Consider the following 22,936-nt stretch of genomic DNA (forward strand, 5'->3'; position numbering starts at 1 on the left):
GGTGCAGCTTTTATGGATATTTCTGATTTTGACTACGATCTTCCGGAGAAGCGTATCGCGCAGATTCCGGCAGAGCCACGGGATAGCTCCCGTCTCATGGTCTTAAATCCGAAAGAGCATACCATAGAGCATCGGCATTTCTTTCAGCTTGGAGATTTTCTGAAGAAGGGCGATGTTCTGATCTTCAACGATACGCGTGTTATTCCGGCGCGCCTCATCGGGACGAGGAGTCAAACGGGGGGGAAGGTTGAGGTCTTTCTTCTGCGCCAAATTGACAGAAACCAATGGGAAGCACTTGTGAAACCGGGAAAAAAAGTTCGTATTGGCTCCATTGTACATTTTGATGATGAACTATCCTGTGAGGTCATCGACCATACGGACTTTGGCGGTCGTATTGTAAAGTTTATTTATAATGGCGTGTTTGAGGAAATTCTGGATCGTTTGGGCAGTGTGCCCCTTCCGCCGTATATTCACGAGAAACTGGAAGATCGTGAGCGTTATCAGACGATCTACAGTCGGGTCAAGGGGTCGGCGGCCGCTCCGACGGCAGGACTTCACTTCACGGAAAAACTCATGAAAGAACTGCGGGGGAAGGAGGTTCAATTTGGCTTTATCACCCTTCATGTCGGACTTGGAACATTTCGTCCGGTTCATGCCAATGTGATCGAAGATCATGTGATGCACCGGGAGTTTTATTCTGTGCCCATAGAAACCGCAGCGTTAATTCATGCGGCGAAAGACGAGGGGCGTCGTGTGATCGCCGTTGGGACAACATCCATTCGCACGCTGGAAGCATCGGCTGCACGAACGGGAACAGTTGATGCGGGGGCCGGATGGACGGATATATTTATCTATCCCGGCTATCAATTTAAAATTGTAGACGCTGTGATAACGAACTTCCATCTGCCGAAATCTACCCTGATTATGCTCATCAGTGCCTTTGCGGGACGTGAATTCACACTTGAGGCATATCGGATGGCGGTTGAAGAAGAGTATCGATTCTTTTCCTTTGGCGATGCTATGATGATTGAGTCAAGAGCATAAAAAAGCAACGCGATTATTTGTCGCGTTGCTTTGCATTATGGAAGTTCTTGGAAAACGTCGCGGTGCGCATTGATTATTTCTGCCATCATTCTCTTTCCCTCAATATTGGGGTGTAGTCCGTCAGTAGAGAGCAATGGATCTAGGATACGTTTCTGTGAATCGTAGAAATATGGCTCCATGTCCACATAGAATTTCTGTGATCGAATCCATGTGTTGACGACAGTCATCTTCCACTTCCAGGAAAGGTCTGTATCTGAGTGGAAGGCAAGCGAAATGCGTTCCGGATTGAGCGGCAGGAGTGTCAGGAAGATTGGTCGGATGTCATGAGCAAGACATTTTTTCTGTAGCTCATCTAGGTCATTGATGATATCCTGCGCCGTTATACCGTTTACTCGCATACTGTTTGAACCGGTCAGAATCAGAAGATTTGCGGGATGAAGGGGAAGGACATCCTGCTCGAAGCGTTCCATTGTCGTATGGGCTGTGTCACCGCTGCGTCCGAGATTGATGCAGTCAAAGGGCAGATAGGTTGTATAGCTGTACTCGAGGAATGCGGGAGAGCTTGAAATCGCTCCGCCTCCATGCGTGATGCTGTCTCCGAGTGCCGCTGCATAGATGCGCGTATCAGATGGTGGGGCAACGGTGAATGAGGCAAGATCCGACCATGTGCCAATTGTGTTGTCATTCGCATCCAGTCCACGTACGCGCCAGTAGTAGCTACCGGCATAGGGGCGCGCATATTCATCGTAGACGGCATTGGTAGCGGTAATTGTCTGCGCCCATGCACGATTCGGATCCGGCGCTGTTCCGTGCGTCTCTACAGGTGGCTGTGTCAACAGTTCTACCTCGTATCGCGTTACACCGTTTAATGGAATCCACTGATATACCGGATAGAGTGGCTGGCGGAAGTTCATCACCTGATCGTAGGTGTTTGGAATTGGGCGATTTGGAAAATCCGCTGACTTATCGAGGTACAGCGGTTCCGCTGTTGAAAAATTTCCGATGGGTTCATGCTTAAGCCCGAGGGCGCGTACACGCCAATACAGCTTTTCATAGGAGGCATAGGCGCGAAGATCTGCCTGCCATCCATTTGTGAAAATGCTGCGTGTGCTTGTTAAATGATTCGTTTGGGAAAGCTCCGTACCGCCTTCCTGTGCAGGTGGCGCTGAGAGGATCTCAACCTCGTAGAGCACGGCATTTGGAATGCTGTGCCATACGAGGAAGGGCATGAGGCTGGCAGGATGATCTTCTGTGTAATGGTAGATCGGAATCGGAGATTCTGCCATGAAATATGGTGTTGAGATCGGTGTTGAAGGGGTGGTCACAGCGCCAAACATCCCATAGGCTGTAATCCGATAATAGAAAGGAATCGGTGCAGAGGAAACTGGATAGGAAGGAGAAGTGGTAAACTCTGTCTTTACATGTTCATAGATCGATTCCTCGGAAATTATTCCTGTGGTTTTGATGTATGTGTCAATGCGATAATAGCAGGGATAGGGAAGACGTTCCCACATGAGTGTCGAGCTTCCGTCTGCCTCCTGAACGTTGACTGTAATGTCAATCTGCCTCAGGTTCAGAAGATCCATTCGTTCAATGCAAAAAATACATCCAAGAACAGCAAGAAAAATAATGCCCGTGAAAAAAAAATAATGTTTCATGTATCCACCCAAAATATATCGTCTATTCTCTAACATTAAGAAAGTTGAGGGATTATATGGAAAATAAAGGTCTTATCATCGTTCACACCGGTGATGGAAAAGGAAAGACAACAGCCGCACTAGGAATGGCTATGCGTGCGTGGGGGAATCGTATGCGCGTGTTGATTCTGCAATTCATCAAGGGGAGCTGGGTCTATGGTGAGCTCGAAGCCATTAAAACTCTTTCCGCTGTAAACGATTGCATTGAAATCCGTCAAGGAGGGCTCGGATTTTCGCAGAGAGATGCCGGAGCAGAGGAGAAACATCGGCGCGCAGCCGCAGAGCTTCTTCGTATGGCAATGGAGGAACTTCAGAGCAATGCATGGGATATGGTTATTCTCGATGAGTTTAACTATGCCTATTCCTTCGGGTTCATTGCAGTGGAGGATTTGGAGAAGCTCTTCTCTGTTCGCCCCGCTGGAACGCATTTGGTCTTCACGGGACGCAATGCATCACAGGAACTCATAGATCGAGCGGATCTCGTCACGGAGATGCGTCTCATCAAACATCCCTTTCAAAAGGGCATAAAAGCACAAAAGGGAATTGAATTCTAATTCAATTATAGCATATTCAACCTATATATGCCACGCATGATACATGCTCTTTGACGTAGGCTATTGAAAAAAAGCATAGAATGCGTTAAAATCTCTGTCATGTCTTTGTAAATTGTGTTTGGTTTATGGATGTGTGTATCGTCTATAAATCATAGTAGATTGGGAGAGTTTTATGAGAAGTGATGTTGTAAAAAAGGGAGCGACACGTTGTGCCCATCGCTCGCTTTTTCATGCAAACGGGTACGGTTCTGAGGACCTCAGAAAGCCACTCATCGGTGTCTGCAACTCGTTTAACGAGATTATCCCGGGACATTTTCACCTGAACACGATTGCGGAAGCAGTTAAACTCGGTGTAGCTGCGGCAGGCGGAACACCGATTGAATTTCCGTCGATCGGTGTCTGCGACGGAATCGCCATGGGGCATACGGGGATGAAATACTCCCTTGCGAGCCGTGAACTGATTGCGGACTCGATTGAAGCCGTTACAATGGCATCAGGCTTTGATGGACTTGTCCTCATCCCGAACTGCGATAAGGTTGTGCCCGGTATGCTCATGGCAGCTGCGCGCCTCAATATTCCCGCCATCCTCGTGAGCGGCGGTCCCATGCTTGCAGGTCGTCATCGTGGACGTGACATCAGCGTCAGTCAGGCATTTGAAGCAGCCGGCATGTTTGCTGCAGGAAAAATGGATGCTCGTGAAATGACTGCGATTGAGGAGCATGCCTGTCCGAGTTGTGGTTCTTGCTCCGGTCTGTTCACGGCAAATACGATGAACTCTTTGACCGAGGTGCTTGGCATGGGGCTCCCCGGCAACGGAACGATCCCGGCTCCCTACACGGGGGAGCGTCGTTTGCTTGCCAAGCACGCAGGAGCGGTCATCCTTGATCTCGTCGAGAAAAATATTTGCCCGCGTGACATTATGACGCGTGAAGCGTTTGAGAACGCCATTACGGTCGATATGGGCATTGGCGGATCGTCCAACACCGTTCTGCATCTTACTGCGATTGCACACGAAGCCGGGATCGAGCTGCCGCCGCCGCTCTTCGACGAGATCAGCCGACGCACACCGTACATTACGAAGCTGAGTCCTGCCGGAACGCATCATATGCAGGATCTGAATGAGGCAGGCGGTATCTCGGCGGTGATGAAAGAACTGTCGAAGAAAAATCTGCTGCATCTGGATGCGCTGACCGTTACAGGAACGGTGCGTGAGCGCATTGCACATGCAGAGATTTTGGATTCTACTGTCATTCACAGTGTCGAGAATCCGTATCGTCCCGAGGGCGGTCTTGCCATTCTGCGCGGCAACCTTGCGCCGGATTGCGCTGTTGTCAAGGCATCAGCGGTCGCGGATGACATGCTTACCTATCGTGGTACGGCACGCTGCTTTAACTCCGAAGAGGATGGTGTCAATGCCATCATGGAGGGACGGATTCATGATGGGGATGTCGTTGTCATCCGTTATGAGGGACCGAAGGGCGGTCCCGGTATGCAGGAGATGCTCAATCCGACTGCGGTTATCACAGGAATGGGGTTGAAGGTAGGTCTGATCACGGATGGTCGTTTCAGCGGTGCAAGTCAGGGAGCCTGTGTCGGTCATGTGTCGCCGGAAGCGATGTCGGGTGGTCCGATTGCCCTGATCGAAGACGGTGATATGATTACGATTGACATTCCGAATCGGAAGCTTGAGCTCGAGATCAGTGACGAAGAGCTCGAAAAGCGTCGTGCAAACTGGGTACAGCCGGAACCTAAAATCAAGACAGGTTATCTTGCGCGCTATGCAAAGTTGACAACATCTGCAAATGCGGGTGCTGTTTTACAGTAGAATATCCTGCAGCCCACGGGACTTTGTGCTCCTGTGGGTTGTTTTTATGGGCGTAATTCGCTATAATGGCGTTGCATTGTTTCTGGAAGAGCGTGGGAGGCTCATATCACATGCATATTGTTCTGGTTGAGCCTGAAATTCCTGGAAACACAGGAAATATTGCACGATTATGTGCGGGAACGGGCATGGATCTTCATCTTGTGCGACCGCTTGGATTTTCAACGGATGATAAGTATTTGAAAAGAGCTGGGCTGGATTACTGGCATCTCGTCAATGTGCATTATCATGATTCTTTTGCGGATGTTCAAAAGCAGTATGAAGGACATCCCTTCTACTTCTGTACCACGAAAGCCGCACATATATACGCTGATATTGCATATACGACGGATGTGTTTCTTGTCTTCGGAAAGGAAACTGCCGGGCTTCCGAAATCACTTTTGGCTGCCAATGAGGAGCATACGATTCGTATACCAATGCAGGAAGGGGCGCGTTCTTTGAATCTGTCCAATGCTGTTGCAGTGGTTGCGTATGAAGCCCTGCGTCAAAATAACTTTGTCGATTTATGTCTTGCCGGGATAGGCTGTGGGGGATCGGATCACATATGAACAAGGATTTTGTGCGTGCCTGTTACAAAGATTTTGATGCCACGCGTCTCTTTGCGGATGCCCCCATGCGTTTTCATACGACGTTTCGGATCGGGGGTCCTGCAGATCTGCTGTTTTATCCGAAGAATACGGAGGAAGTGCAGAAGATCATTCGCATGGCAAAGGAATATGGAGAGCCGATTACGCTGCTTGGCAATGGTTCCAATATATTGGTTCGTGACGGTGGCATACGTGGTCTTGTCATACGTTTCAGCCATAAGATGGCAAACGTTGCCTGTGAGGGGACGGATCTCATCGTCGATGCCGGTGCTTTGCTTCGTGATATTGCCGCATTTGCGCAAAAACGCGGCCTTTCCGGTCTTGAGTTTGCCTGTGGAATTCCGGGGAGCATCGGCGGCGCCATCTTCATGAATGCCGGAGCCTATGATGATGAGATGAAATCCGTTGTTGCTTCGGTAAAGACGGTTACTCCTACGGGGGATATTCACCTGTATTCCGCAGATGAATTGGATTTTGGATATCGCCACAGTATTTTCCAGAGTTGTGACGAAGCCATCTGCGAAACACGCTTACATCTGCATAAAGAAGATGTGCATATTATTTTGCAAAAAATGCAAGATCTGAACGACCGCCGTGCAAGCAAGCAGCCGCTCACGTATCCGAGTGCAGGGAGTACGTTTAAGCGTCCCCCCGGGTACTTTGCCGGGACGCTGATCGATCAGACAGGGCTAAAGGGGCTTACGGTCGGCGGTGCACAGGTTTCGCAGAAACATGCGGGGTTTATCATCAATATTGGAAATGCTACGGCACAGGATGTGCTACAGTTGGTTTCTGTCGTGCAGAAGCGGGTGTATGCAAAACATGCGGTCGAACTCTTCCCTGAACTACGTGTAATTGGAGAACTTTGAGCCACGGAATATACTTTTGAGGAGAATGCTTCTTCCCCATGGAAAAATATAAAGAGCTTGTTGATTTCACATTGAGATACGCAAATATCGTTGTTGCACTCGGCATGTTTGATGGTCTTCATATCGGGCATCAGGAGATCATTCGGACAGCTGTACGGAAAGCGCAGGAGATAAAAGGTACTGCGCTTGTTTTTTCGTTTGCAAACCATCCGCGTTCCATTATTGCTCCGGAGCACACCCCACGCAGGATTGCAGGTGACACGATGCGCCTGCATATACTAAAGAATCTCGGTGTCGATGCCTTGGTGGAAATTCCATTTACCACGGATTTTGCTGAAACGAGTGCGGATGATTTTATCCGACTTCTTCGACAATATTTTTCACCGCAATACGTTGTTGTGGGGGAAAATTATACCTTTGGATATAGGGGGAAAGGGACACCGGCGCTCCTTTATGCAGAATCCATGAAGTACGGATTCCGGCTGATCGTATGCGCCTCTGTTATGCGCGATGGGGCTCCCGTGAGCAGTACGCGAATTCGTTCCTTGATCGAGCAAGGGGACCTGTCACAGGTAAATGCATATCTCGGCTATCCCTTTACCATCATTGGAACTGTCATACACGGTCAGGCACGTGGTCGCAAGCTTGGTTTTCCAACAGCAAACCTGACATTATACGAGGAGTATGAGCATCTGCCGAATGGTGTCTATGCTGTAACAGTTCTGTATCAGGAGCAGATCTACCGAGCGGTCGCAAATATTGGAAACAACCCTACATTCAATGGTTGTGATCGACGATTGGAAGTTCATATCCTAGAGTTCAAGAGGGATCTTTATGGTGCAGAGATCATGATTTCTTTTTATGAAAAAATACGAGATGAACAACGTTTTTCCTCTGTTGATGACTTAATTCGTCAGATTGCAGAAGATAAAGAGCGTGTAGAACGAATATTCGATAAAAATTTTCATTTACAAGAAAATATTTCTATGGTAATATGATGAACGCTAACAGGACCATGACTCAGATCACGAATAATCCGACGTTTTCTTGGTCAGTGGTGAAAATTTATGAGGAGGATTTTATATGCTCACGCAGGAAAAGAAACAGGAAATCATTAAGGAACACGCAGTTCACGAGGGTGACACCGGTTCACCCGAGGTTCAGATCGCTGTCCTGACGGCACGCATTCAGTACCTGACGGAACATCTGAAGGAACACAAAAAAGATCATCACTCACGCCGCGGGCTTCTGAAGATGGTTGGACATCGCCGCCGCCTTCTGAGCTATCTGTATCAGACAGATATCGAGCGTTATCGCTCGATCATTACGAAGCTCAATCTGCGTAAGTAATATTTCAGCACGAGGAAAGAGCGGGGGCTTCCCCGCTTTTTTGCTATCGGGACAAGGATTCTATGATGTTTTGTCGAATGCTTTTGTCGTATGGAACGAGTGGAGAGACCTAGGAGGATATTATGCAATGTTTCGAAATTGAGCTGGGCGGACGAAAACTAACCATAGAGCAAGGAAAGATGGCAAAGCAGGCGAACGGAGCCGTCTTGGTTCGCTATGAGGATACCGTTGTCTTGGTAACGGCAACTGCATCGAGTGCGCCGCGCGAAGGTGTCGATTTCTTCCCTCTGACGGTGGACTACGAAGAGAAGATGTATGCGGCAGGTAAGATTCCAGGTGGCTTCATCAAGAGGGAGGGACGCCCGAGCAGTGACGCCGTGCTCTGTGCACGTCTGATTGACCGTCCGATTCGCCCCCTGTTTCCCGACGGTTTTCGGAATGATGTTCAAATCGTGGCGACGGTTTTGTGTGTTGATCAGGATAATCCTCCGGAAATCGCCGCCATGATCGGTGCCTCCTGTGCGCTTACGGTATCGGATATCCCCTTTATGGGACCGATTGCCGGCGTGCGTGTCGGCTATGTTGACGGTGCATTTGTCATCAATCCGACGGAGGCGCAGCGTGCTGTTTCGGAACTCAATCTTACCGTGGCAGGATCGCATGATGCTGTGATGATGGTGGAGGCGGGGGCAAACGAGCTTTCCGAAGAGGTTGTGTTGGACGCAATCCTGTTTGGTCATGCCGAGATTCGCCGACTCGTTGAGTTTCAGCAAGATATCCAGCGTGCATGCGGAAAAGAGAAACAGACGCCCGCGATCTTCACGGTATCTGAGGAACTGGAGTCCAAGGTGCGCGCATATGCAGAGGAGCGTCTTGATGTCGCGACACGCAACAGTGACAAGCTTGTGCGTGATGCAGATATTGCCGCCATCAAGGCGGAGGCGATCGAGCACTTCGTTGAGGAATATCCGGACGCCACAAAGGAAATCTCCCAGATTCTCTACAAGATCGAAAAGGGAATCGTCCGCCATATGATCACGCACGAAAAAATCCGTCCGGATGGTCGTGCACTGGATGAGGTGCGTCCTGTCAGCTGCGAGGTTGGAATCCTGCCGCGTACACATGGCTCCGGTCTCTTTACTAGGGGACAGACACAGGTGCTGACCGTCACAACTCTTGGTTCCATTGGGGACGAGCAGATCATCGATGGGCTTGGTCCTGAGACGACGAAACACTATCTGCATCACTATAATTTCCCCGGCTACAGCGTCGGCGAAGCGCGTCCGATGCGCAGCCCCGGACGGCGTGAGATTGGGCATGGAGCTCTGGCGGAGCGTGCGCTCTTCCCGATGATTCCGTCGATTGAGGACTTCCCCTATACGATCCGTCTTGTATCGGAGATTCTCGAGTCGAACGGCTCAAGTTCAATGGGAAGTGTTTGCGGGAGCACGCTGTCGCTCATGTGTGCTGGTGTTCCGATCAAGCGCCCCGTATCCGGCGTTGCGATGGGGCTTGTGCGCGATGGGGATGACTATTCCATCCTGACGGATATTCAGGGGATGGAAGACGCCCTCGGCGATATGGATTTCAAGGTTGCCGGTACGACGAAGGGCATTACGGCGATTCAGATGGACATCAAGATTGCCGGAATTACGCGGGATATTCTCGCCTCAGCGCTGGCGCAGGCAAAGCAGGGGCGTGCGTTCATCCTTGAGAAGATGCTCGCGTGCATCGATAAGCCGGCAGAAGAACTCTCACCGTATGCACCGCGCGTGGAGGTCATCACCATTGACATTGATAAGATTCGCGATGTCATTGGAACGGGCGGCAAGGTCGTCCGTAAGATCATTGATGAAACGGGCGTCGATGTCGATATTCATGAGGATGGAAATATCTTCATCACGTCCCCTAATATGGAAGCAATGGATCGCGCCCGCAAGATGATTGAGGACATCGTGCGCGAGGTTGAGGTCGGCGAGGTCTATACGGGACGTGTCACGCGTTTCCTGAAGTTCGGCGCATTTGTGGAACTCCTGCCCGGCAAGGAAGGGCTTTGTCATATCTCGCAGCTTGCAAAACATCGCGTAGAGAACGTCGAGGATGTTGTAAAGATCGGTGACCAGCTCGAGGTCAAGGTCATCGAGATTGACGAGAAAGGGCGCATCAACGTTAGTCACAAGGCACTCCTCTGATGATTCAAGTATATACAGGAAACGGTAAGGGGAAGACGACGGCGGCAATCGGTCTTGCCATCCGAGCTTTGGGGGCAGGACATTGCGTTTACATGATGCAGTTTATGAAGAGCCTTGCCTATAGCGAGCAGAAGGTCTTGCGGGCAATGCCCAACATGATGCTTGAGACCAGTGGAAAACCCTTCTTCGTCGCAGAGGAGGGGATGATGGATGAAAAAGCGCGGGAGCTTCTGGGAAAGGATGTTGTCATCTTTCCCAAAGGGAAACCACCGGAGGATTATGTTTCCCTGCTTACATCCGGATTTGATCGTGTGATGAAGGTGGTGGAAAAAAAAGAAGCGGATCTCGTCATCTTGGATGAGGTCAATATTGCTCTGTCTTTTGAACTCTTGCAGAGGGAGCAGATGGAGAAATTACTGCAGATCCTGCCCCCCGAAATGGAGCTCGTCTGCACAGGAAGAAATGCGCCTGAATGGCTGCTTGACCGTTCAGATCTTATCACAGATATGAGGGAAGTACGCCACTACTATGAACAAGGCGTTTGTGCACGTAAGGGAATTGAGAACTAAAGGAGAAATCTACATGAAATCAATGATTCGGGATATCAAATTGGCACCGTCCGGTCACGCGAAAATTGACTGGGTGAAGCGTTTCATGCCGGTAATGGCGGCAGCTGACAAGGAGTATTCGGTCACGAAGCCGTTTGCAGGCATCAAGATGGTCATTACCCTGCATCTCGAGGCGAAGACCGCCTATATGGCAACGATCTTCAAACATGCCGGTGCAGAGGTTGCCGTCACGGGCAGCAATCCTCTGTCCACGCAGGACGATGTTGCCGCAGCACTGGTGGAGGAGGGCATTCATGTCTTTGCGTGGCATGGTTGCACGGAGGAAGAATACGCCGTATTCCTCAATAAGGCGCTTGATATTCATCCGGACATTGTCATTGATGACGGCGGCGATTTGGTCGATATGCTTCATACAACGCGGCGCGATCTCCTTCCCGGACTCATCGGCGGCTCGGAGGAGACGACGACGGGCGTTCATCGCCTGAAGGCATTGGAGCGTCAGGGAAAACTTGAGTTCCCGATGATTGCGGCAAATGACGCTTACTGCAAGTATCTCTTTGACAATCGCTACGGCACTGGACAGTCCACGTGGGACGGCATCATGCGCACGACAAACCTCGTCATTGCGGGCAAGACCGTCGTTATTGCGGGTTACGGCTGGTGCGGTAAGGGCGGCGCGATGCGTGCGCGGGGACTTGGCGCCAATGTCATCATCACAGAAGTGGATCCGATCAAGGCGATCGAAGCCGTCTTTGATGGCTTCTATGTCATGCCGATGGACGAAGCTGCCAAGGTTGGCGATATCTTCCTGACGCTCACAGGCAACAAGGATATTCTCTGTAAGCGTCATTTTGATGTGATGAAGGACGGCGCGATGATGGCGAACTCCGGTCACTTCGATGTGGAGATCAATATCCCCGAACTGACCGAGGGGTCGACATCCAATGAAGTTGTGCGCGACAATATTAGGGAGTTCGTTCAGCCGGACGGACGCCGCTTATATCTCCTTGCAGAGGGACGTTTGGTCAACCTTGCTGCAGGAGATGGACATCCCGCAGAGATCATGGATCTGTCCTTCGGCGTGCAGTTCTTCTCTGCACTGCATCTCGTACGGCATGGCAAGGAGATGAAGAAGGGGGTTCATCTCATGCCGGATGAGATCAATGTTGAGATTGCGAACATCAAGCTGAATTCCCTTGGCGTTTCCATTGATGAGCTCAGTGCGGAACAAAAAGAATACCTCGGACTGGCATAGGAGAGACTGTATTGAATACGCTGATCAAGAATGTCACTGCGCTTTTGCCGGATGGGACTGCTCCCGTTGCCAATATTGGTATTACGGATGACCGAATTGTGTTCGTAGGGGAGGTTCCGGAAAATTTTCAAGCGGACAAGACCATTGACGGAACGAAACATCTTGCGATCCCCGGATTTGTCAACGCGCATACCCATGCGTCCATGACGCTCCTGCGCAGCTATGCGGACGATATGAAGCTCATGGATTGGTTGGAGCAGATGATCTGGCCGATTGAGGCAAAGCTGCGTTCGGATGATATCTACTGGGGGGCAATGCTTGCCGCTGTTGAGATGATCCGCAGCGGAACGACGGCATTTGCCGATATGTACGGACCGGATATGGAACGCGTTGCCGAGGTCGTTGAGACCTCGGGGTTGCGCGGCGTACTGTCCAGAGGTCTGATCGGCGTTGTGCCGGACAGTGAGAAAAAGCTGGAGGAAAATGCTTCCCTCTATGAGAATTTCCATGGAGCGGCAGATGGCCGTATCACGGTTATGTTTGGCCCACACGCGCTCTATACTTGCCCACCGGAGTATTTGAAGAAGGTTGCGGCGAAGGCAAAGGCGCTTGGCGCAGAAGTACATATCCATATGTCGGAGACCGTAGGCGAAGTCGAGAACTGCCTGAAGGAATATGGGAAGCGTCCGTTTGCTCATGTCGCTTCGATGGGGTTGTTCGAGAATGGAACGCTTGCCGCGCACTGCGTACATCTTGATGATGAGGATATCGACATCATCAAGAAGTATCATATTCGCGTCGCGCATAACCCCGGCAGCAATATGAAGCTTGCCAGTGGAACAGCTCCAGTGCCCCGCCTACTGGAAGAGGGCATATGTGTCGCGCTTGGGACGGACGGTACGTCCAGCAACAACAATTTGGATATGCTGGACGAAGTGCAGCTTGCCGCACTCATGCACAAGGTGCATACGCTCGACCCGCTTGCTGTTCCGGCGCTCACTGCGGTCAAAATGGGGACAGAATACGGTGCACAGGCGCTTTCCCTCCATGATGTCGGTCGTCTGCAGGCAGGGAATAAGGCGGATATTGTCCTCTTCTCCATGCATGGCGCTGCGTGGACGCCTTGCTATAATCCCGTGTCACTCCTTGCGTACTCTGCAAAATCTACATCCGTTGATACAGTGATGGTTGATGGCAGAATCCTGATGGAGAACGGTGAACTCAAGACCTTGGATGAGGAACGCATCCTGTTTGAGGCGCAAAAAGTTGCAGATCTCCTGACAAAATAGTATACTGGTATGTCGTAGCCAACGTGTTTTGATGCTATGCCTCCGCTCTCTTAGGGCGGGGGCATAATGTGATATGGAGGGATTGTTTTTGGGAAAGAAGAGTTCTGGCCGACGAACGTCGCGGTCTGTTTCCACCAAACGGAGGAATACGGCACCGAACGGATCAGGACGGAAGTATGAACTCATTGGCCTTATCCTTCTGGCATTTGCGCTTATTTCAGCGATTGGCATTCTTGGGCTGAACGTCGGCTTTGTTGGATTCTTTTTTGCAGATTTTTTTCGCTATCTGTTTGGTTGGGGCGCGTCATTCGCCATTTTGATCATTGCCCTGATTAGTCTGCAATACATTATTCATCATCGTGGGCTGCTCTATACAAAAAAATTCTTTGGTGTCATCGGCTTGTTTGTTTCACTTCTTGCTGCATGGCATCACTTCGTTGTGCCCGTGGACGAGGAAATACTGCCGCAGAATCTCGCGGACGGCGGGGGATTGATCGGCGGCGGCGTTCTCTTTCTCATGCGCGCCTGCTTTGGCGTGGATGGCACGATTATTCTGCTGAGCACGATCATCGTCGGTTCTGTGCTCTTGGCTACGACATGGTCACTTGCCTCCGGCTATATGAAAACCAAAGAACAGGCGAAGAAAGGTGCAAATGTGGCAGGGGCTGTTATCAGTACGACACGCGAAAAAGTAAGTATCGCTACAGAGAAGATCGAACTGAAAACATCCGCGCTCGTTCATGATAGCTGCGCTTCTGTTCCTTACAATCAAGCAAATGATCCAATGTTTGCGGAGGAAAAAAATGTTCTTAAAACTGCTCCAATAGAGGTGGTTCAAGAAACACATGCCCCCGAACAGAAAGCACAAGCTATCCCATACGAGGAAGCGGAAGTGCATGAAACAGAGCCCGTACAGGAGGGCTGCGAGACGATTGTTTCGGAAGAGAAGCCGATTTCTGTCGATGAAGAGGAAGCTGCTTCTGTGTCGTTTCCATTTGACTATGAAAGAGAATTGGAACGATGCGAGGATGTTCCTGTCGTTCCTGTGGAGCAGCCCACAGAGGTGATGGAGGAGTGTCCTCCCACAGAGGAGGAAGAGACCGACGATATTACAGAGGATGCGAACTCCTCCACCTTCCCTGTGGTCGAAGAAAACAGGGATCTGTCCGATCCTCTTCCTGTTCCTCCAACTGTTGGTGCCGCAGATGAGGCGGGCGAGCGTCCGTATGAGCTGCCCAAAGTCACGTATATTCTTTCCAAGCATATCAAGAAAGAGAATGCGATGCTCGCGCAGGAAATACGAGAAAATGCACAGATCTTACAGAAGACACTCGAGAGTTTTCATGTAAATGCGAAGGTTGTCAGCACTTGTCATGGACCTGCGGTCACGCGATTTGATCTGGAACCTGCGCCCGGGGTGAAGGTGAGTAAGATTACCAATCTTGCGGAGGATATTGCCCTGCAGCTTGCGACATCCTCCGTTCGCATTGAACCTGTTCCCGGGAAGGCGGCAATCGGTATCGAGATTCCAAATCGCACGCTAGAGAGCGTTCAGCTCCGAGAGGTTTTGGAGAACCCTGAGTTTCAGGGCGCATCTTCAAAACTCACCGTTGGCCTCGGCATGGATATCAGCGGACAGGCGATTTTTGCGGATATTGGGAAAATGCCGCATCTCTTGGTGGCAGGCGCAACAGGCTCTGGTAAGTCCGTGTGCATCAACACCTTGATTTCGAGTATTCTGTTCAAGGCAACGCCGGATGAAGTGAAGTTTATCCTGATCGACCCAAAGATGGTTGAACTTTCGAATTACAATGGGATTCCGCATCTCATGGTTCCGGTTGTGACCGATCCGAAGAAGGCATCGTCTGTGCTGAACTGGGCAGTACAGGAGATGGAGAAACGCTATTCGATTTTTGCAAATCATGGCGTTCGTGACATCAAGTCGTTCAATCGACGGTATCCGGAGGAAAAACTTCCGCTCATCGTCATTGTCATTGATGAGTTGGCGGATCTCATGATGGTTTCGCCCAAGGATGTGGAGGATGCCATCTGCAGAATCCTGCAAAAGGCGCGTGCGGCAGGAATCCATATGATCCTTGCGACGCAGCGCCCATCCGTCAATGTCATCACGGGCATCATCAAGGCAAATCTGCCGTCGCGTATTTCTTTTGCGGTATCCTCACAGGTGGATTCGCGCACCATATTGGATCGCGGCGGAGCGGAAACGCTGCTCGGGAAGGGCGATATGCTCTTCTCACCGCAGGGAGCTGCCAAGCCAATCCGTGTGCAGGGGGCATTCATCAGCGATGAAGAAGTTGAGATGCTGTTGGACTTCATCCGTGCACAGGAACAGGAGATCAGTGAGAATGAGGAGCTGATCGACTTTATGGAGACTGATGCGGCAGAAGATGACAGCGTAGAGGAAGGCGGTTCACAGATCAAACAGGATCAGCTTCTCCCTGATGCGGTAGAGATCGTTATGTCCACGGGACAAGCATCCTCATCCAATATTCAGCGCAGACTTGGTGTCGGTTACACAAGAGCCGCACGATTGGTCGATACGATGGAGGAGCTACACATCATCGGCCCCAGTGCCGGCGGCAATAAGCCAAGGGAAATCCTCATGACTTCGGAACAGGCAAAAGAATTGGTAAAAAGTCTCATGTAGCATGAGAATCTGCATCGTGTATACCGATTTGCGGCGTGTGGATTCCTATATTTTTCCTCAATTTTATGCTATACTTACGCACACTCAAGTTCTTTACGAACATGGTTTTAGGAGGGCGATTGCATTGAAGTACATGACCGGCAATGAACTGCGTGAAGCATATCTGCAGTTCTTTGCAGAAAAAAAAGACCACCTTCGTTTATCCAGTTACTCCCTCGTTCCCGACAACGATCCCACCCTTCTTTTAATCGGTGCCGGAATGGCTCCCTTGAAGCCCTTTTTCACCGGCAAGATGAAGCCGCCCAGAAACCGCATTGTGACTTGTCAGCGCTGTGTGCGTACGGGTGATATCGAAAATGTCGGGCGCACCGCACGTCATCAGACCTTCTTTGAGATGCTTGGAAACTTCTCCTTCGGCGATTACTTCAAGAAGGAGGCGATCCCTTGGGCGTGGGAATTTCTGACGGAGGTTGTCGAGCTTCCGAAAGATAAGCTATGGGTTTCCATCTACCCCGAGGATGACGAGGCGCGTTCTATATGGCTCTCAGAGACCGACGTGTCTCCGGATCATATCGTCGCATTGGAGGACAACTTCTGGGAGATCGGTCCCGGTCCTTGCGGGCCGGACTCTGAGATCTACATTGATCTCGGCGAAGATCGTGGTTGCGGAGAACCGACCTGCGGCGTTGGCTGCGACTGTGATCGCTTCCTTGAGATTTGGAATCTCGTCTTTACGCAGTATGACCGCACGGAGGAAGGCGAGTACAACCTTCTCGCACACAAGAATATTGATACGGGCTGCGGGCTGGAGCGCCTTGCCTCCGTTGTGCAGAATAAGAGAACGAATTTTGAGACGGATCTGCTCTATCCGATCATCGAGTACACGTCCAAGATTGCGGATGTGCCTTATGGGGAAGATCCGAAAAAGGACATTTCCCATAAGGTGATTGCGGACCATGCACGCTCCGTCGCCATCATGATTATGGATGGCATTCTGCCGTCGAACGAGGGGCGCGGGTATGTTCTCCGTCGCACGCTTCGCCGTGCGATCCGTCATGGACGTATGCTCGGAATCACAAAGCCCTTCCTCGACGGTGCAGTTGATGCCGTTGTTGCGATCTTCCGCAATGCGAAGGACTTCAGTGAGATTCTGGCAAAACAGGATTACATCAAGCGTGTCATACGCGTGGAGGAAGATCGCTTTGCCTCCACACTTGCACAGGGCATCGAACTTCTGAACGATGAGATTTCCCGGCTGAAGGAAGCGGGGGAAGCTGTTCTTCCTGGAACTGTCGGATTCAAACTCTACGATACCTACGGATTTCCACGAGAACTTACCCAAGAAATTCTTCATGAAAACGGGATTTCCTTGGATGATGATGGCTTTCATCAGGAAATGGAGAAGCAGCGCACGCGTGCAAGAAGCGCACGTGCGGAAAATCAGGCGGTATCTGTTCCCGATCTGTCGGGGATAGATACCGGCAGCCTGACGGAGGATGCTACAGCGACACAAGCGACTGTTGTCGCAATCTGGAGCGAAGGCGAGCTTGTCGATTCGCTGCAGGACGGTGAGAGTGCAGGAATTATCCTAAGCACAACGCCCTTTCATGCGGAAGGCGGCGGACAGGTCGGCGATGAGGGCATCTTGCGCAGTGACCTTGGCTATCTCTCGGTCAGCAATACAAAGCGTCTGCCCGACGGTACGGTCTATCACGTCGCCTATGTCGAGGAGGGGCAACTGCAGCGTGGAGACACGGTAGAGATTCATCTTGATGCGAAGAAGAAGCTCTCCTCTGCGCGCAACCACACGGCAACACATCTCCTTCAGGCGGCTCTTCAGCGTGTCGTGGGCGCGCATGTGCAACAGGCAGGATCTCTTGTCACCCCTGAGCGTCTGCGCTTTGACTTCACGAATTTCGAGCCTGTGAGCGAGCAGCAGCTGCGCGATGTCGAGGAACTTGTCAATGAGGAGATTCTTCGTTCGAGCGATCTGCAAATCTCCATGATGCCGATTGATGAGGCGAAGGCGCTTGGCGCGATGGCACTCTTTGGAGAGAAATACGGCGATATCGTACGTGTTGTCAGTGTACCACAGTTCAGCATTGAGTTGTGCGGTGGCTCTCATGTGTCGAACACAGGACAGATCGGACTGTTCAAGATCGTCAGCGAATCGGGTGTAGCGGCGGGCGTGCGCCGCATCGAGGCGATCACGGGACGTGCTGCATTCGCATATGCTACGGAGATGGCACAGACCGTTCAGGAACTTTCGCACAAACTGAAGACAAAGCCCGAAGATCTTTGTGTTCAGGTCGATAAGTTCTTGAGCGAGAGAAAGAGTATGCAGGAGCAACTGAAGAGTTTTGCAGAGTTCCGTGATAAGGCGGATGCCCAGAAGCTCCTTATGGCGATGCAGGAAATTGGAAAATTCAATGTCGTTGTCGGGAAAGTCAATGTGGACTCCATGGACGAGCTTCGTCATATTGCAGATCTTATCTGTGAGAAACTGGAAGCAGGCATTGTTGTTCTCGGGGCTGTTGTTGACGATAAGGTCAGCCTCGTCGTCAAGGCGGATAAGGCTGCCGTGCAGCTGGGGGCTCATGCGGGCAATATCATTAAGGCTGCTGCGAAAGCCGTGGGCGGCGGCGGTGGCGGACGTCCCGATATGGCGCAGGCGGGCGGAAAGAATCCGGAACAGCTTCCACAGGCGTTTGACGAGGCGGTTGCTGTGATACGTCAGCAGGTCTCTGTCGAATAACATGTATTGGTTTATGGCTGTCACATCGCTGACAGCCATATTTTTTAGGGAATCACTGATAAAATGTTTAGAGGCTTCTATGGAAAACGACATTACCGATCTCTTAAAAAAAAGAGCATACTTGCTTCTGATCCTTTTTCTGCTCATTGTAGTTTGTGTTTCGTTTTTCTTGCTGTATGGGATGGGGCGATCGGATCAGCTTACGCTGTCAAATGCGCATCTCGTCCATGAACAAAGCACATTGCAGGCGGGAAATCCGTCGATTGTTCAAGAAATACACATAGCGGAGGGCGATCATGTGATGCTGGGAACGCTCCTCGTCACGGTACAAAATGTATTCTCGGATGAGGAAATCGCCCGCTTGCAGAAAAATGTAGAACTTGCACAACAGAATGTTGCACAAATTCGATATGAAGCTGCAGCGACATCTCAGAATTTGCCCGTGCAATCGGAACGTCTGGATGCTGCGCGCTTGCGTATGGAGCGAATGAAAGAGCTCTATGAGATGGGGGCAGTCAGTGCGGCGAAAAGAGATGAAGCAACTGCGGCGTACGAGCAGGAGAAGAGTGCTCTGACACTCGGCAGCAGACAAAGTGCAGGAGTGCCGAATCCTGCGGCGTTGCGTGCGGCAGAAGAACAACTCGAGAAAGCAGAGGAGAGCTTGACAAAAGCGCGCGATCATACGGGGGCAATAGGGCTATTTGCCGCGAGAGAAGGAGATGTGTCGGCGATCTTCGTAAAACAGGGCGACCGTATCGACAGCGGCGATTCAATCCTGTCACTGGATGTTGCGGAAAACTGCTGGATTGAAGCAGAGATATCTGCAGAGGATGTGAGCAAGATTTATCCGGGGCAAATTGTCCGATATGAATTGGGTGGTCAGTCTGCCGAGGGAACGGTTGAGGAGAGCGCCGAATCAGAGAAAGAAGATGTGAAAATCGTTCGTATCTCTGTGCCGCCGGATCGAATTGCAGGGAATGAGGAAAACATCGTACTGCATTTTCTCCCGTAATCAATGTGTGATGCATACCTAAACTTTTCGTACATGGCATTCTGTGCTATACTGGGAACGAATCAGCAAGATGAACCGCAGTGTTCATGAGAGGGATCTGCATATGGTAAATGAGAAATTGAGAGACGATCTGACCGATCAACTGTGTCGCGCAATCCTTTCATTGGATACCATGGAGGAGTGCTATCAATTCTTTGAAGATGTCTGTACGATCGGGGAACTTCGTGCGATGGCACAGCGGCTGGATGTTGCCCGTATGCTACATGAAGGAAGCACCTATGACGATATCGTTACGCATACCGGTGCCAGTACTGCGACCATCAGCCGCGTCAAACGCTGTCTGAACTATGGGGCAGATGGATACACACTTGTACTTGAAAAGGGCATTGTTGCACATCCGGTCGATAAGGAGAATCACAGATGAATTCTGAAAAGCTCATTTTGGAAACGCCGTATGGAACACGGGATCTCCTGCCCGGAGATGCGGCAGAAATGCGCCATATGGAAAATACGTTGTCCGACTTATTTCGCTCATGGGGTTATGATGAGGTCATCACACCGACCATCGAACATTTGGAAACGCTTGCTCCACGCATATTGGAAGAGAACTCTCTCTTCATGCTGCTGGGGAATAAGAACAAACTGCTTGCGCTTCGCAATGAAATGACGACACCCATCGCAAGGCTTGTCAGCACTCGACTGAAGGACGCCCCTGTTCCTCTGAAACTGTCCTATATTTGCAATGTATTTCGTATGGAGCAAACTCAGATGGGGCGTCAGTGCGAGTTTCATCAGGCGGGTGTCGAACTGATGGGGAGCGAAACCCCTGCTTCCGATGCTGAGATTATTTCACTGGCGATCGAATCTGTCCTGCGGTGTGGCATCAAGGATTTTCAGATACACTTGGGGCAGGTTGCCTTTCTGGACGCCATGCTGGCGTATTATGCGATTGAGGAGTCCTTGTGCAGAGCACTCAAATCCGCCATTGAGCGGCACGATATCGTTCTCATGGATCAGATGATTGACACATTGCCCCTTTCGATCGAGGATCAGGAGAATTTAAAGAAACTCCCGCTCTTAAATGGCAGAGAAGATCTTTTGAAACGCCTCTATGATTTCCCCCTCAACTCGCAAGGTCGCTCTGCTGTTGATAATCTAGCTGAGATTTATGCGCTGATCAAATCCTACGGATATGGCGATTATGTTCGTTTCGATCTGGGCATCATCCGCGATTTTAACTATTATACGGGGATGGTCTTCGAAGGCTATTCCGTTGGTCTGGGCTTTCCTCTGTGCGGCGGCGGGCGCTATGATCGCCTTTTGACCGACTATGGACATCCCCAGCCAGCGACGGGCTTTGCGCTCGGTATGGAGAGAATCCTCTTGGCACTGAATCGTCAAGGGATCCAGATTCCACCTGTGGTGAAGGATGTGTATATCGGATATGCGGATGACTTCATCAAGAATGCAATAAAGCGGGCGATGGAATTGCGCAGGGAGGGTAAATCAGCAGAGCTCGGGATGCAGGGGCAATCCCGTGAAGAAGCCGAACTTTCCTGTAAGAGGCGCGGATATAGCCGTCTTGAGTATTTCGGATGAAACAACGCATACACCAGTTTATACGAGCACTGTGCGGGCGGATGGGTCCAGAAGGACATCTGTTTGTAAGGTCTTATCTGAGCCTTGCCGAGAGGGATTTGTTCTATGCTATGCATGCGGCAGATCAATATCATGCCTTTCGTGTTGCACTTACGGCAAAGGACCTTTATGCAAAGCGAGGATGCATGGAGTTGGATACATATATCCTGCTCATTCGCTGTGCGTTGCTCCATGATATCGGTCGCGTAAAGGGCGCGGCGGATATTTGGGGGAAGGTATTTGCCGTTCTTGCTGATCGTTTCGCGCCGTCCGTAATACCATATTTCATCCGTCGCAAAGATACATATGGTATCTGTGGAAGAATCGGCATGGCATTCTACATTTATGTGAGCCATCCGTATATTGGAGCAGATCGGCTACGTGCAATAGGAGACGTGGCAGAGGCGGATATTATTCAATACCATCAAAAAAAACCAGCACCAGAGGATTCTCTGGTGCTGTCCATATTAAAGCAGGCAGATGCACAAAACTGAGGCTGGTCAATATCCGCGCTGCTTATCGACGACGTTGAGCATTCCGATGCGCTGTGGGAAGATCTGCAAGTTGTTTCGAAAAATCTTGAGTGATCGATCCAAATACATTGGTGAGATCGCAGAGTGATGTGGGGTAATGAATAGATTCGGCACGTTCCACAGAGGAGAGTCTTCGGGGAGCGGCTCTGTGGTAAAGACATCCAACGAAGCGCCTCGAATACGATTTGTCACAAGAGCTTCAACGAGATCGGCTTCCTCGACCACATCACCTCTGGATACATTGATGAAAAAAGAATTTTCTTTCATCATATTAAAAGTATCGGCGTTAAATATTTTCTTTGTTTGGGGCGTCAGTGGGAGGGTAACGATCACATAGTCGGCACAGGACAGCGCATCCGAGAGATGATCTATGGTGAACAACTGATCTACAAAAGGCTCGGTCGATTCCTTTTGCTTTACAGCGACAATCCGCATCCCCATGTTTTTGAGATGTTTTGCAATCTCTCTGCCAATGCTGCCCAAACCGATGACAGCAGCCGTCTTTCCAAACAGCTCGTCCGGCTCGGTCAGGCGTTTCCATACATGCGTCTTCTGGTTCTCCCATGCCTCAATGAGACGGCGGCTGTACGCGAGCATTGTTCCGAGAACGTGCTCCGCCATGGGAATACCGTGGATTCCGCGCGAATTGGTCAGCAATATATCGGACCGCGTGAAAATTTCATTCGCGAGAAGTTGTTCAACACCGGCGCTGTATGTGTGAATCCATTGTAGATGCGGCATTTGGGGGAGCAGGTTTTTCATATCCATTTGTGAATCGTAGCCCAATAGGATATGAACATCAGCAAGTGCATCTCCGGCTTCCTTTGGACGTATACATCTGAGATGACAATCCGAATGGCTTTGATGGATCAGTTCCATCTGTTTATCACTCAGCTTCACAAATGATAATATTTGAAGTGTCATCTGTGGCTCCTTTTGTTCGGATGGCTTTTCTATAATAGTGACTATTCGATATAAGAGTTAAAAATCCTTTTTGATTAGTTGACCTATTATCTCCAACGTGGTAGTATACGGTCATATT

General features: G+C 50.4%; 19 protein-coding genes. 17 read left to right on the forward strand and 2 right to left on the reverse strand.

Annotated features, from left to right (window positions below; translation table 11 throughout):
- Nucleotides 1-12: 12 nt before the first annotated feature.
- Nucleotides 13-1,044, forward strand: coding sequence for a tRNA preQ1(34) S-adenosylmethionine ribosyltransferase-isomerase QueA (gene queA / locus HMPREF9081_RS06585; RefSeq protein WP_006306329.1), 1,032 nt, complete (start codon nucleotides 13-15; stop codon nucleotides 1,042-1,044).
- A 35-nt stretch (nucleotides 1,045-1,079) separates the two neighbouring features.
- On the opposite strand, the gene HMPREF9081_RS06590 is transcribed toward queA, so the two are convergent.
- Nucleotides 1,080-2,702: an SGNH/GDSL hydrolase family protein gene (locus HMPREF9081_RS06590; protein WP_006306330.1), complete on the reverse strand. Its 1,623-nt coding sequence runs from the start codon at nucleotides 2,700-2,702 to the stop codon at nucleotides 1,080-1,082.
- A 56-nt stretch (nucleotides 2,703-2,758) separates the two neighbouring features.
- Here HMPREF9081_RS06590 and cobO point away from each other — a divergent pair, with 56 nt between their 5' ends.
- From cobO to HMPREF9081_RS06670, 16 genes are all read left to right on the forward strand, one after another.
- Entirely contained in the window at nucleotides 2,759-3,295 is a 537-nt protein-coding gene (gene cobO / locus HMPREF9081_RS06595) for a cob(I)yrinic acid a,c-diamide adenosyltransferase (protein WP_006306331.1), read from the forward strand.
- A gap of 172 nt (nucleotides 3,296-3,467) precedes the next feature.
- Nucleotides 3,468-5,120 (forward strand): dihydroxy-acid dehydratase, encoded by a 1,653-nt coding sequence (gene ilvD, locus HMPREF9081_RS06600; RefSeq protein WP_006306332.1) that lies wholly within the window; start codon nucleotides 3,468-3,470, stop codon nucleotides 5,118-5,120.
- Between the two features lie 110 nt (nucleotides 5,121-5,230).
- Nucleotides 5,231-5,725, forward strand: coding sequence for a tRNA (uridine(34)/cytosine(34)/5-carboxymethylaminomethyluridine(34)-2'-O)-methyltransferase TrmL (trmL, locus tag HMPREF9081_RS06605; RefSeq protein ID WP_006306333.1), 495 nt, complete (start codon nucleotides 5,231-5,233; stop codon nucleotides 5,723-5,725).
- Nucleotides 5,722-6,633, forward strand: a complete 912-nt coding sequence (gene murB, locus HMPREF9081_RS06610; protein WP_006306334.1) for a UDP-N-acetylmuramate dehydrogenase — start codon at nucleotides 5,722-5,724, stop codon at nucleotides 6,631-6,633. Before trmL ends, murB begins: the two co-directional genes overlap by 4 nt.
- A 38-nt stretch (nucleotides 6,634-6,671) precedes the next feature.
- Nucleotides 6,672-7,631, forward strand: coding sequence for a bifunctional riboflavin kinase/FAD synthetase (locus HMPREF9081_RS06615; protein WP_006306335.1), 960 nt, complete (start codon nucleotides 6,672-6,674; stop codon nucleotides 7,629-7,631).
- Between the two features lie 85 nt (nucleotides 7,632-7,716).
- The gene (rpsO, locus tag HMPREF9081_RS06620; RefSeq protein ID WP_006306336.1) at nucleotides 7,717-7,983 is read left to right on the forward strand and encodes a 30S ribosomal protein S15; all 267 of its coding nucleotides are present in this window, start codon (nucleotides 7,717-7,719) and stop codon (nucleotides 7,981-7,983) included.
- A gap of 122 nt (nucleotides 7,984-8,105) precedes the next feature.
- On the forward strand, nucleotides 8,106-10,175 hold the full coding sequence (locus tag HMPREF9081_RS06625) for a polyribonucleotide nucleotidyltransferase (RefSeq protein WP_006306337.1): 2,070 nt from the start codon (nucleotides 8,106-8,108) through the stop codon (nucleotides 10,173-10,175).
- Nucleotides 10,175-10,744: a cob(I)yrinic acid a,c-diamide adenosyltransferase gene (locus HMPREF9081_RS06630; RefSeq protein ID WP_006306338.1), complete on the forward strand. Its 570-nt coding sequence runs from the start codon at nucleotides 10,175-10,177 to the stop codon at nucleotides 10,742-10,744. Before HMPREF9081_RS06625 ends, HMPREF9081_RS06630 begins: the two co-directional genes overlap by 1 nt.
- Before the next feature lie 13 nt (nucleotides 10,745-10,757).
- Nucleotides 10,758-11,999: an adenosylhomocysteinase gene (locus tag HMPREF9081_RS06635; RefSeq protein ID WP_006306339.1), complete on the forward strand. Its 1,242-nt coding sequence runs from the start codon at nucleotides 10,758-10,760 to the stop codon at nucleotides 11,997-11,999.
- A gap of 11 nt (nucleotides 12,000-12,010) precedes the next feature.
- Nucleotides 12,011-13,288: an amidohydrolase gene (locus HMPREF9081_RS06640; RefSeq protein WP_006306340.1), complete on the forward strand. Its 1,278-nt coding sequence runs from the start codon at nucleotides 12,011-12,013 to the stop codon at nucleotides 13,286-13,288.
- Nucleotides 13,289-13,361: 73 nt separating this feature from the next.
- Complete coding sequence (locus HMPREF9081_RS06645; RefSeq protein ID WP_006306341.1) at nucleotides 13,362-15,956, forward strand: FtsK/SpoIIIE family DNA translocase; 2,595 nt, start codon at nucleotides 13,362-13,364, stop codon at nucleotides 15,954-15,956.
- A gap of 133 nt (nucleotides 15,957-16,089) precedes the next feature.
- A complete protein-coding gene (alaS, locus tag HMPREF9081_RS06650) occupies nucleotides 16,090-18,711 on the forward strand; it encodes an alanine--tRNA ligase (protein WP_050795061.1) in 2,622 nt (873 codons plus the stop codon).
- A 79-nt stretch (nucleotides 18,712-18,790) separates the two neighbouring features.
- Nucleotides 18,791-19,723 (forward strand): HlyD family secretion protein, encoded by a 933-nt coding sequence (locus tag HMPREF9081_RS06655; RefSeq protein ID WP_040394697.1) that lies wholly within the window; start codon nucleotides 18,791-18,793, stop codon nucleotides 19,721-19,723.
- A gap of 103 nt (nucleotides 19,724-19,826) precedes the next feature.
- On the forward strand, nucleotides 19,827-20,147 hold the full coding sequence (locus HMPREF9081_RS06660) for a YerC/YecD family TrpR-related protein (protein WP_040394699.1): 321 nt from the start codon (nucleotides 19,827-19,829) through the stop codon (nucleotides 20,145-20,147).
- Nucleotides 20,144-21,322 (forward strand): ATP phosphoribosyltransferase regulatory subunit, encoded by a 1,179-nt coding sequence (hisZ, locus tag HMPREF9081_RS06665; RefSeq protein WP_006306345.1) that lies wholly within the window; start codon nucleotides 20,144-20,146, stop codon nucleotides 21,320-21,322. Before HMPREF9081_RS06660 ends, hisZ begins: the two co-directional genes overlap by 4 nt.
- Nucleotides 21,319-21,855, forward strand: a complete 537-nt coding sequence (locus tag HMPREF9081_RS06670) for an HD-GYP domain-containing protein (RefSeq protein WP_006306346.1) — start codon at nucleotides 21,319-21,321, stop codon at nucleotides 21,853-21,855. Before hisZ ends, HMPREF9081_RS06670 begins: the two co-directional genes overlap by 4 nt.
- Before the next feature lie 6 nt (nucleotides 21,856-21,861).
- On the opposite strand, the gene HMPREF9081_RS06675 is transcribed toward HMPREF9081_RS06670, so the two are convergent.
- Complete coding sequence (locus HMPREF9081_RS06675) at nucleotides 21,862-22,818, reverse strand: D-2-hydroxyacid dehydrogenase (protein WP_006306347.1); 957 nt, start codon at nucleotides 22,816-22,818, stop codon at nucleotides 21,862-21,864.
- Nucleotides 22,819-22,936 lie beyond the last annotated feature (118 nt).

This window comes from Centipeda periodontii DSM 2778, assembly GCF_000213975.1.
Taxonomy (GTDB): Bacteria; Bacillota; Negativicutes; order Selenomonadales; family Selenomonadaceae; genus Centipeda; species Centipeda periodontii.

What these genes read in the sequence shown, in the direction of transcription:
- HMPREF9081_RS06655 (WP_040394697.1), top strand. Translation starts at nt 18,791, where the DNA reads ATGGAAAACGACATTACCGATCTCTTAAAAAAAAGAGCATACTTGCTT.
- trmL (WP_006306333.1), top strand. Translation starts at nt 5,231, where the DNA reads ATGCATATTGTTCTGGTTGAGCCTGAAATTCCTGGAAACACAGGAAAT.
- ilvD (WP_006306332.1), top strand. Translation starts at nt 3,468, where the DNA reads ATGAGAAGTGATGTTGTAAAAAAGGGAGCGACACGTTGTGCCCATCGC.
- cobO (WP_006306331.1), top strand. Translation starts at nt 2,759, where the DNA reads ATGGAAAATAAAGGTCTTATCATCGTTCACACCGGTGATGGAAAAGGA.
- HMPREF9081_RS06645 (WP_006306341.1), top strand. Translation starts at nt 13,362, where the DNA reads ATGGAGGGATTGTTTTTGGGAAAGAAGAGTTCTGGCCGACGAACGTCG.
- HMPREF9081_RS06630 (WP_006306338.1), top strand. Translation starts at nt 10,175, where the DNA reads ATGATTCAAGTATATACAGGAAACGGTAAGGGGAAGACGACGGCGGCA.
- HMPREF9081_RS06635 (WP_006306339.1), top strand. Translation starts at nt 10,758, where the DNA reads ATGAAATCAATGATTCGGGATATCAAATTGGCACCGTCCGGTCACGCG.
- hisZ (WP_006306345.1), top strand. Translation starts at nt 20,144, where the DNA reads ATGAATTCTGAAAAGCTCATTTTGGAAACGCCGTATGGAACACGGGAT.
- alaS (WP_050795061.1), top strand. Translation starts at nt 16,090, where the DNA reads ATGACCGGCAATGAACTGCGTGAAGCATATCTGCAGTTCTTTGCAGAA.
- murB (WP_006306334.1), top strand. Translation starts at nt 5,722, where the DNA reads ATGAACAAGGATTTTGTGCGTGCCTGTTACAAAGATTTTGATGCCACG.
- HMPREF9081_RS06590 (WP_006306330.1), bottom strand. Translation starts at nt 2,702, where the DNA reads ATGAAACATTATTTTTTTTTCACGGGCATTATTTTTCTTGCTGTTCTT.
- HMPREF9081_RS06670 (WP_006306346.1), top strand. Translation starts at nt 21,319, where the DNA reads ATGAAACAACGCATACACCAGTTTATACGAGCACTGTGCGGGCGGATG.
- HMPREF9081_RS06660 (WP_040394699.1), top strand. Translation starts at nt 19,827, where the DNA reads ATGGTAAATGAGAAATTGAGAGACGATCTGACCGATCAACTGTGTCGC.
- HMPREF9081_RS06675 (WP_006306347.1), bottom strand. Translation starts at nt 22,818, where the DNA reads ATGACACTTCAAATATTATCATTTGTGAAGCTGAGTGATAAACAGATG.
- queA (WP_006306329.1), top strand. Translation starts at nt 13, where the DNA reads ATGGATATTTCTGATTTTGACTACGATCTTCCGGAGAAGCGTATCGCG.
- rpsO (WP_006306336.1), top strand. Translation starts at nt 7,717, where the DNA reads ATGCTCACGCAGGAAAAGAAACAGGAAATCATTAAGGAACACGCAGTT.
- HMPREF9081_RS06615 (WP_006306335.1), top strand. Translation starts at nt 6,672, where the DNA reads ATGGAAAAATATAAAGAGCTTGTTGATTTCACATTGAGATACGCAAAT.
- HMPREF9081_RS06625 (WP_006306337.1), top strand. Translation starts at nt 8,106, where the DNA reads ATGCAATGTTTCGAAATTGAGCTGGGCGGACGAAAACTAACCATAGAG.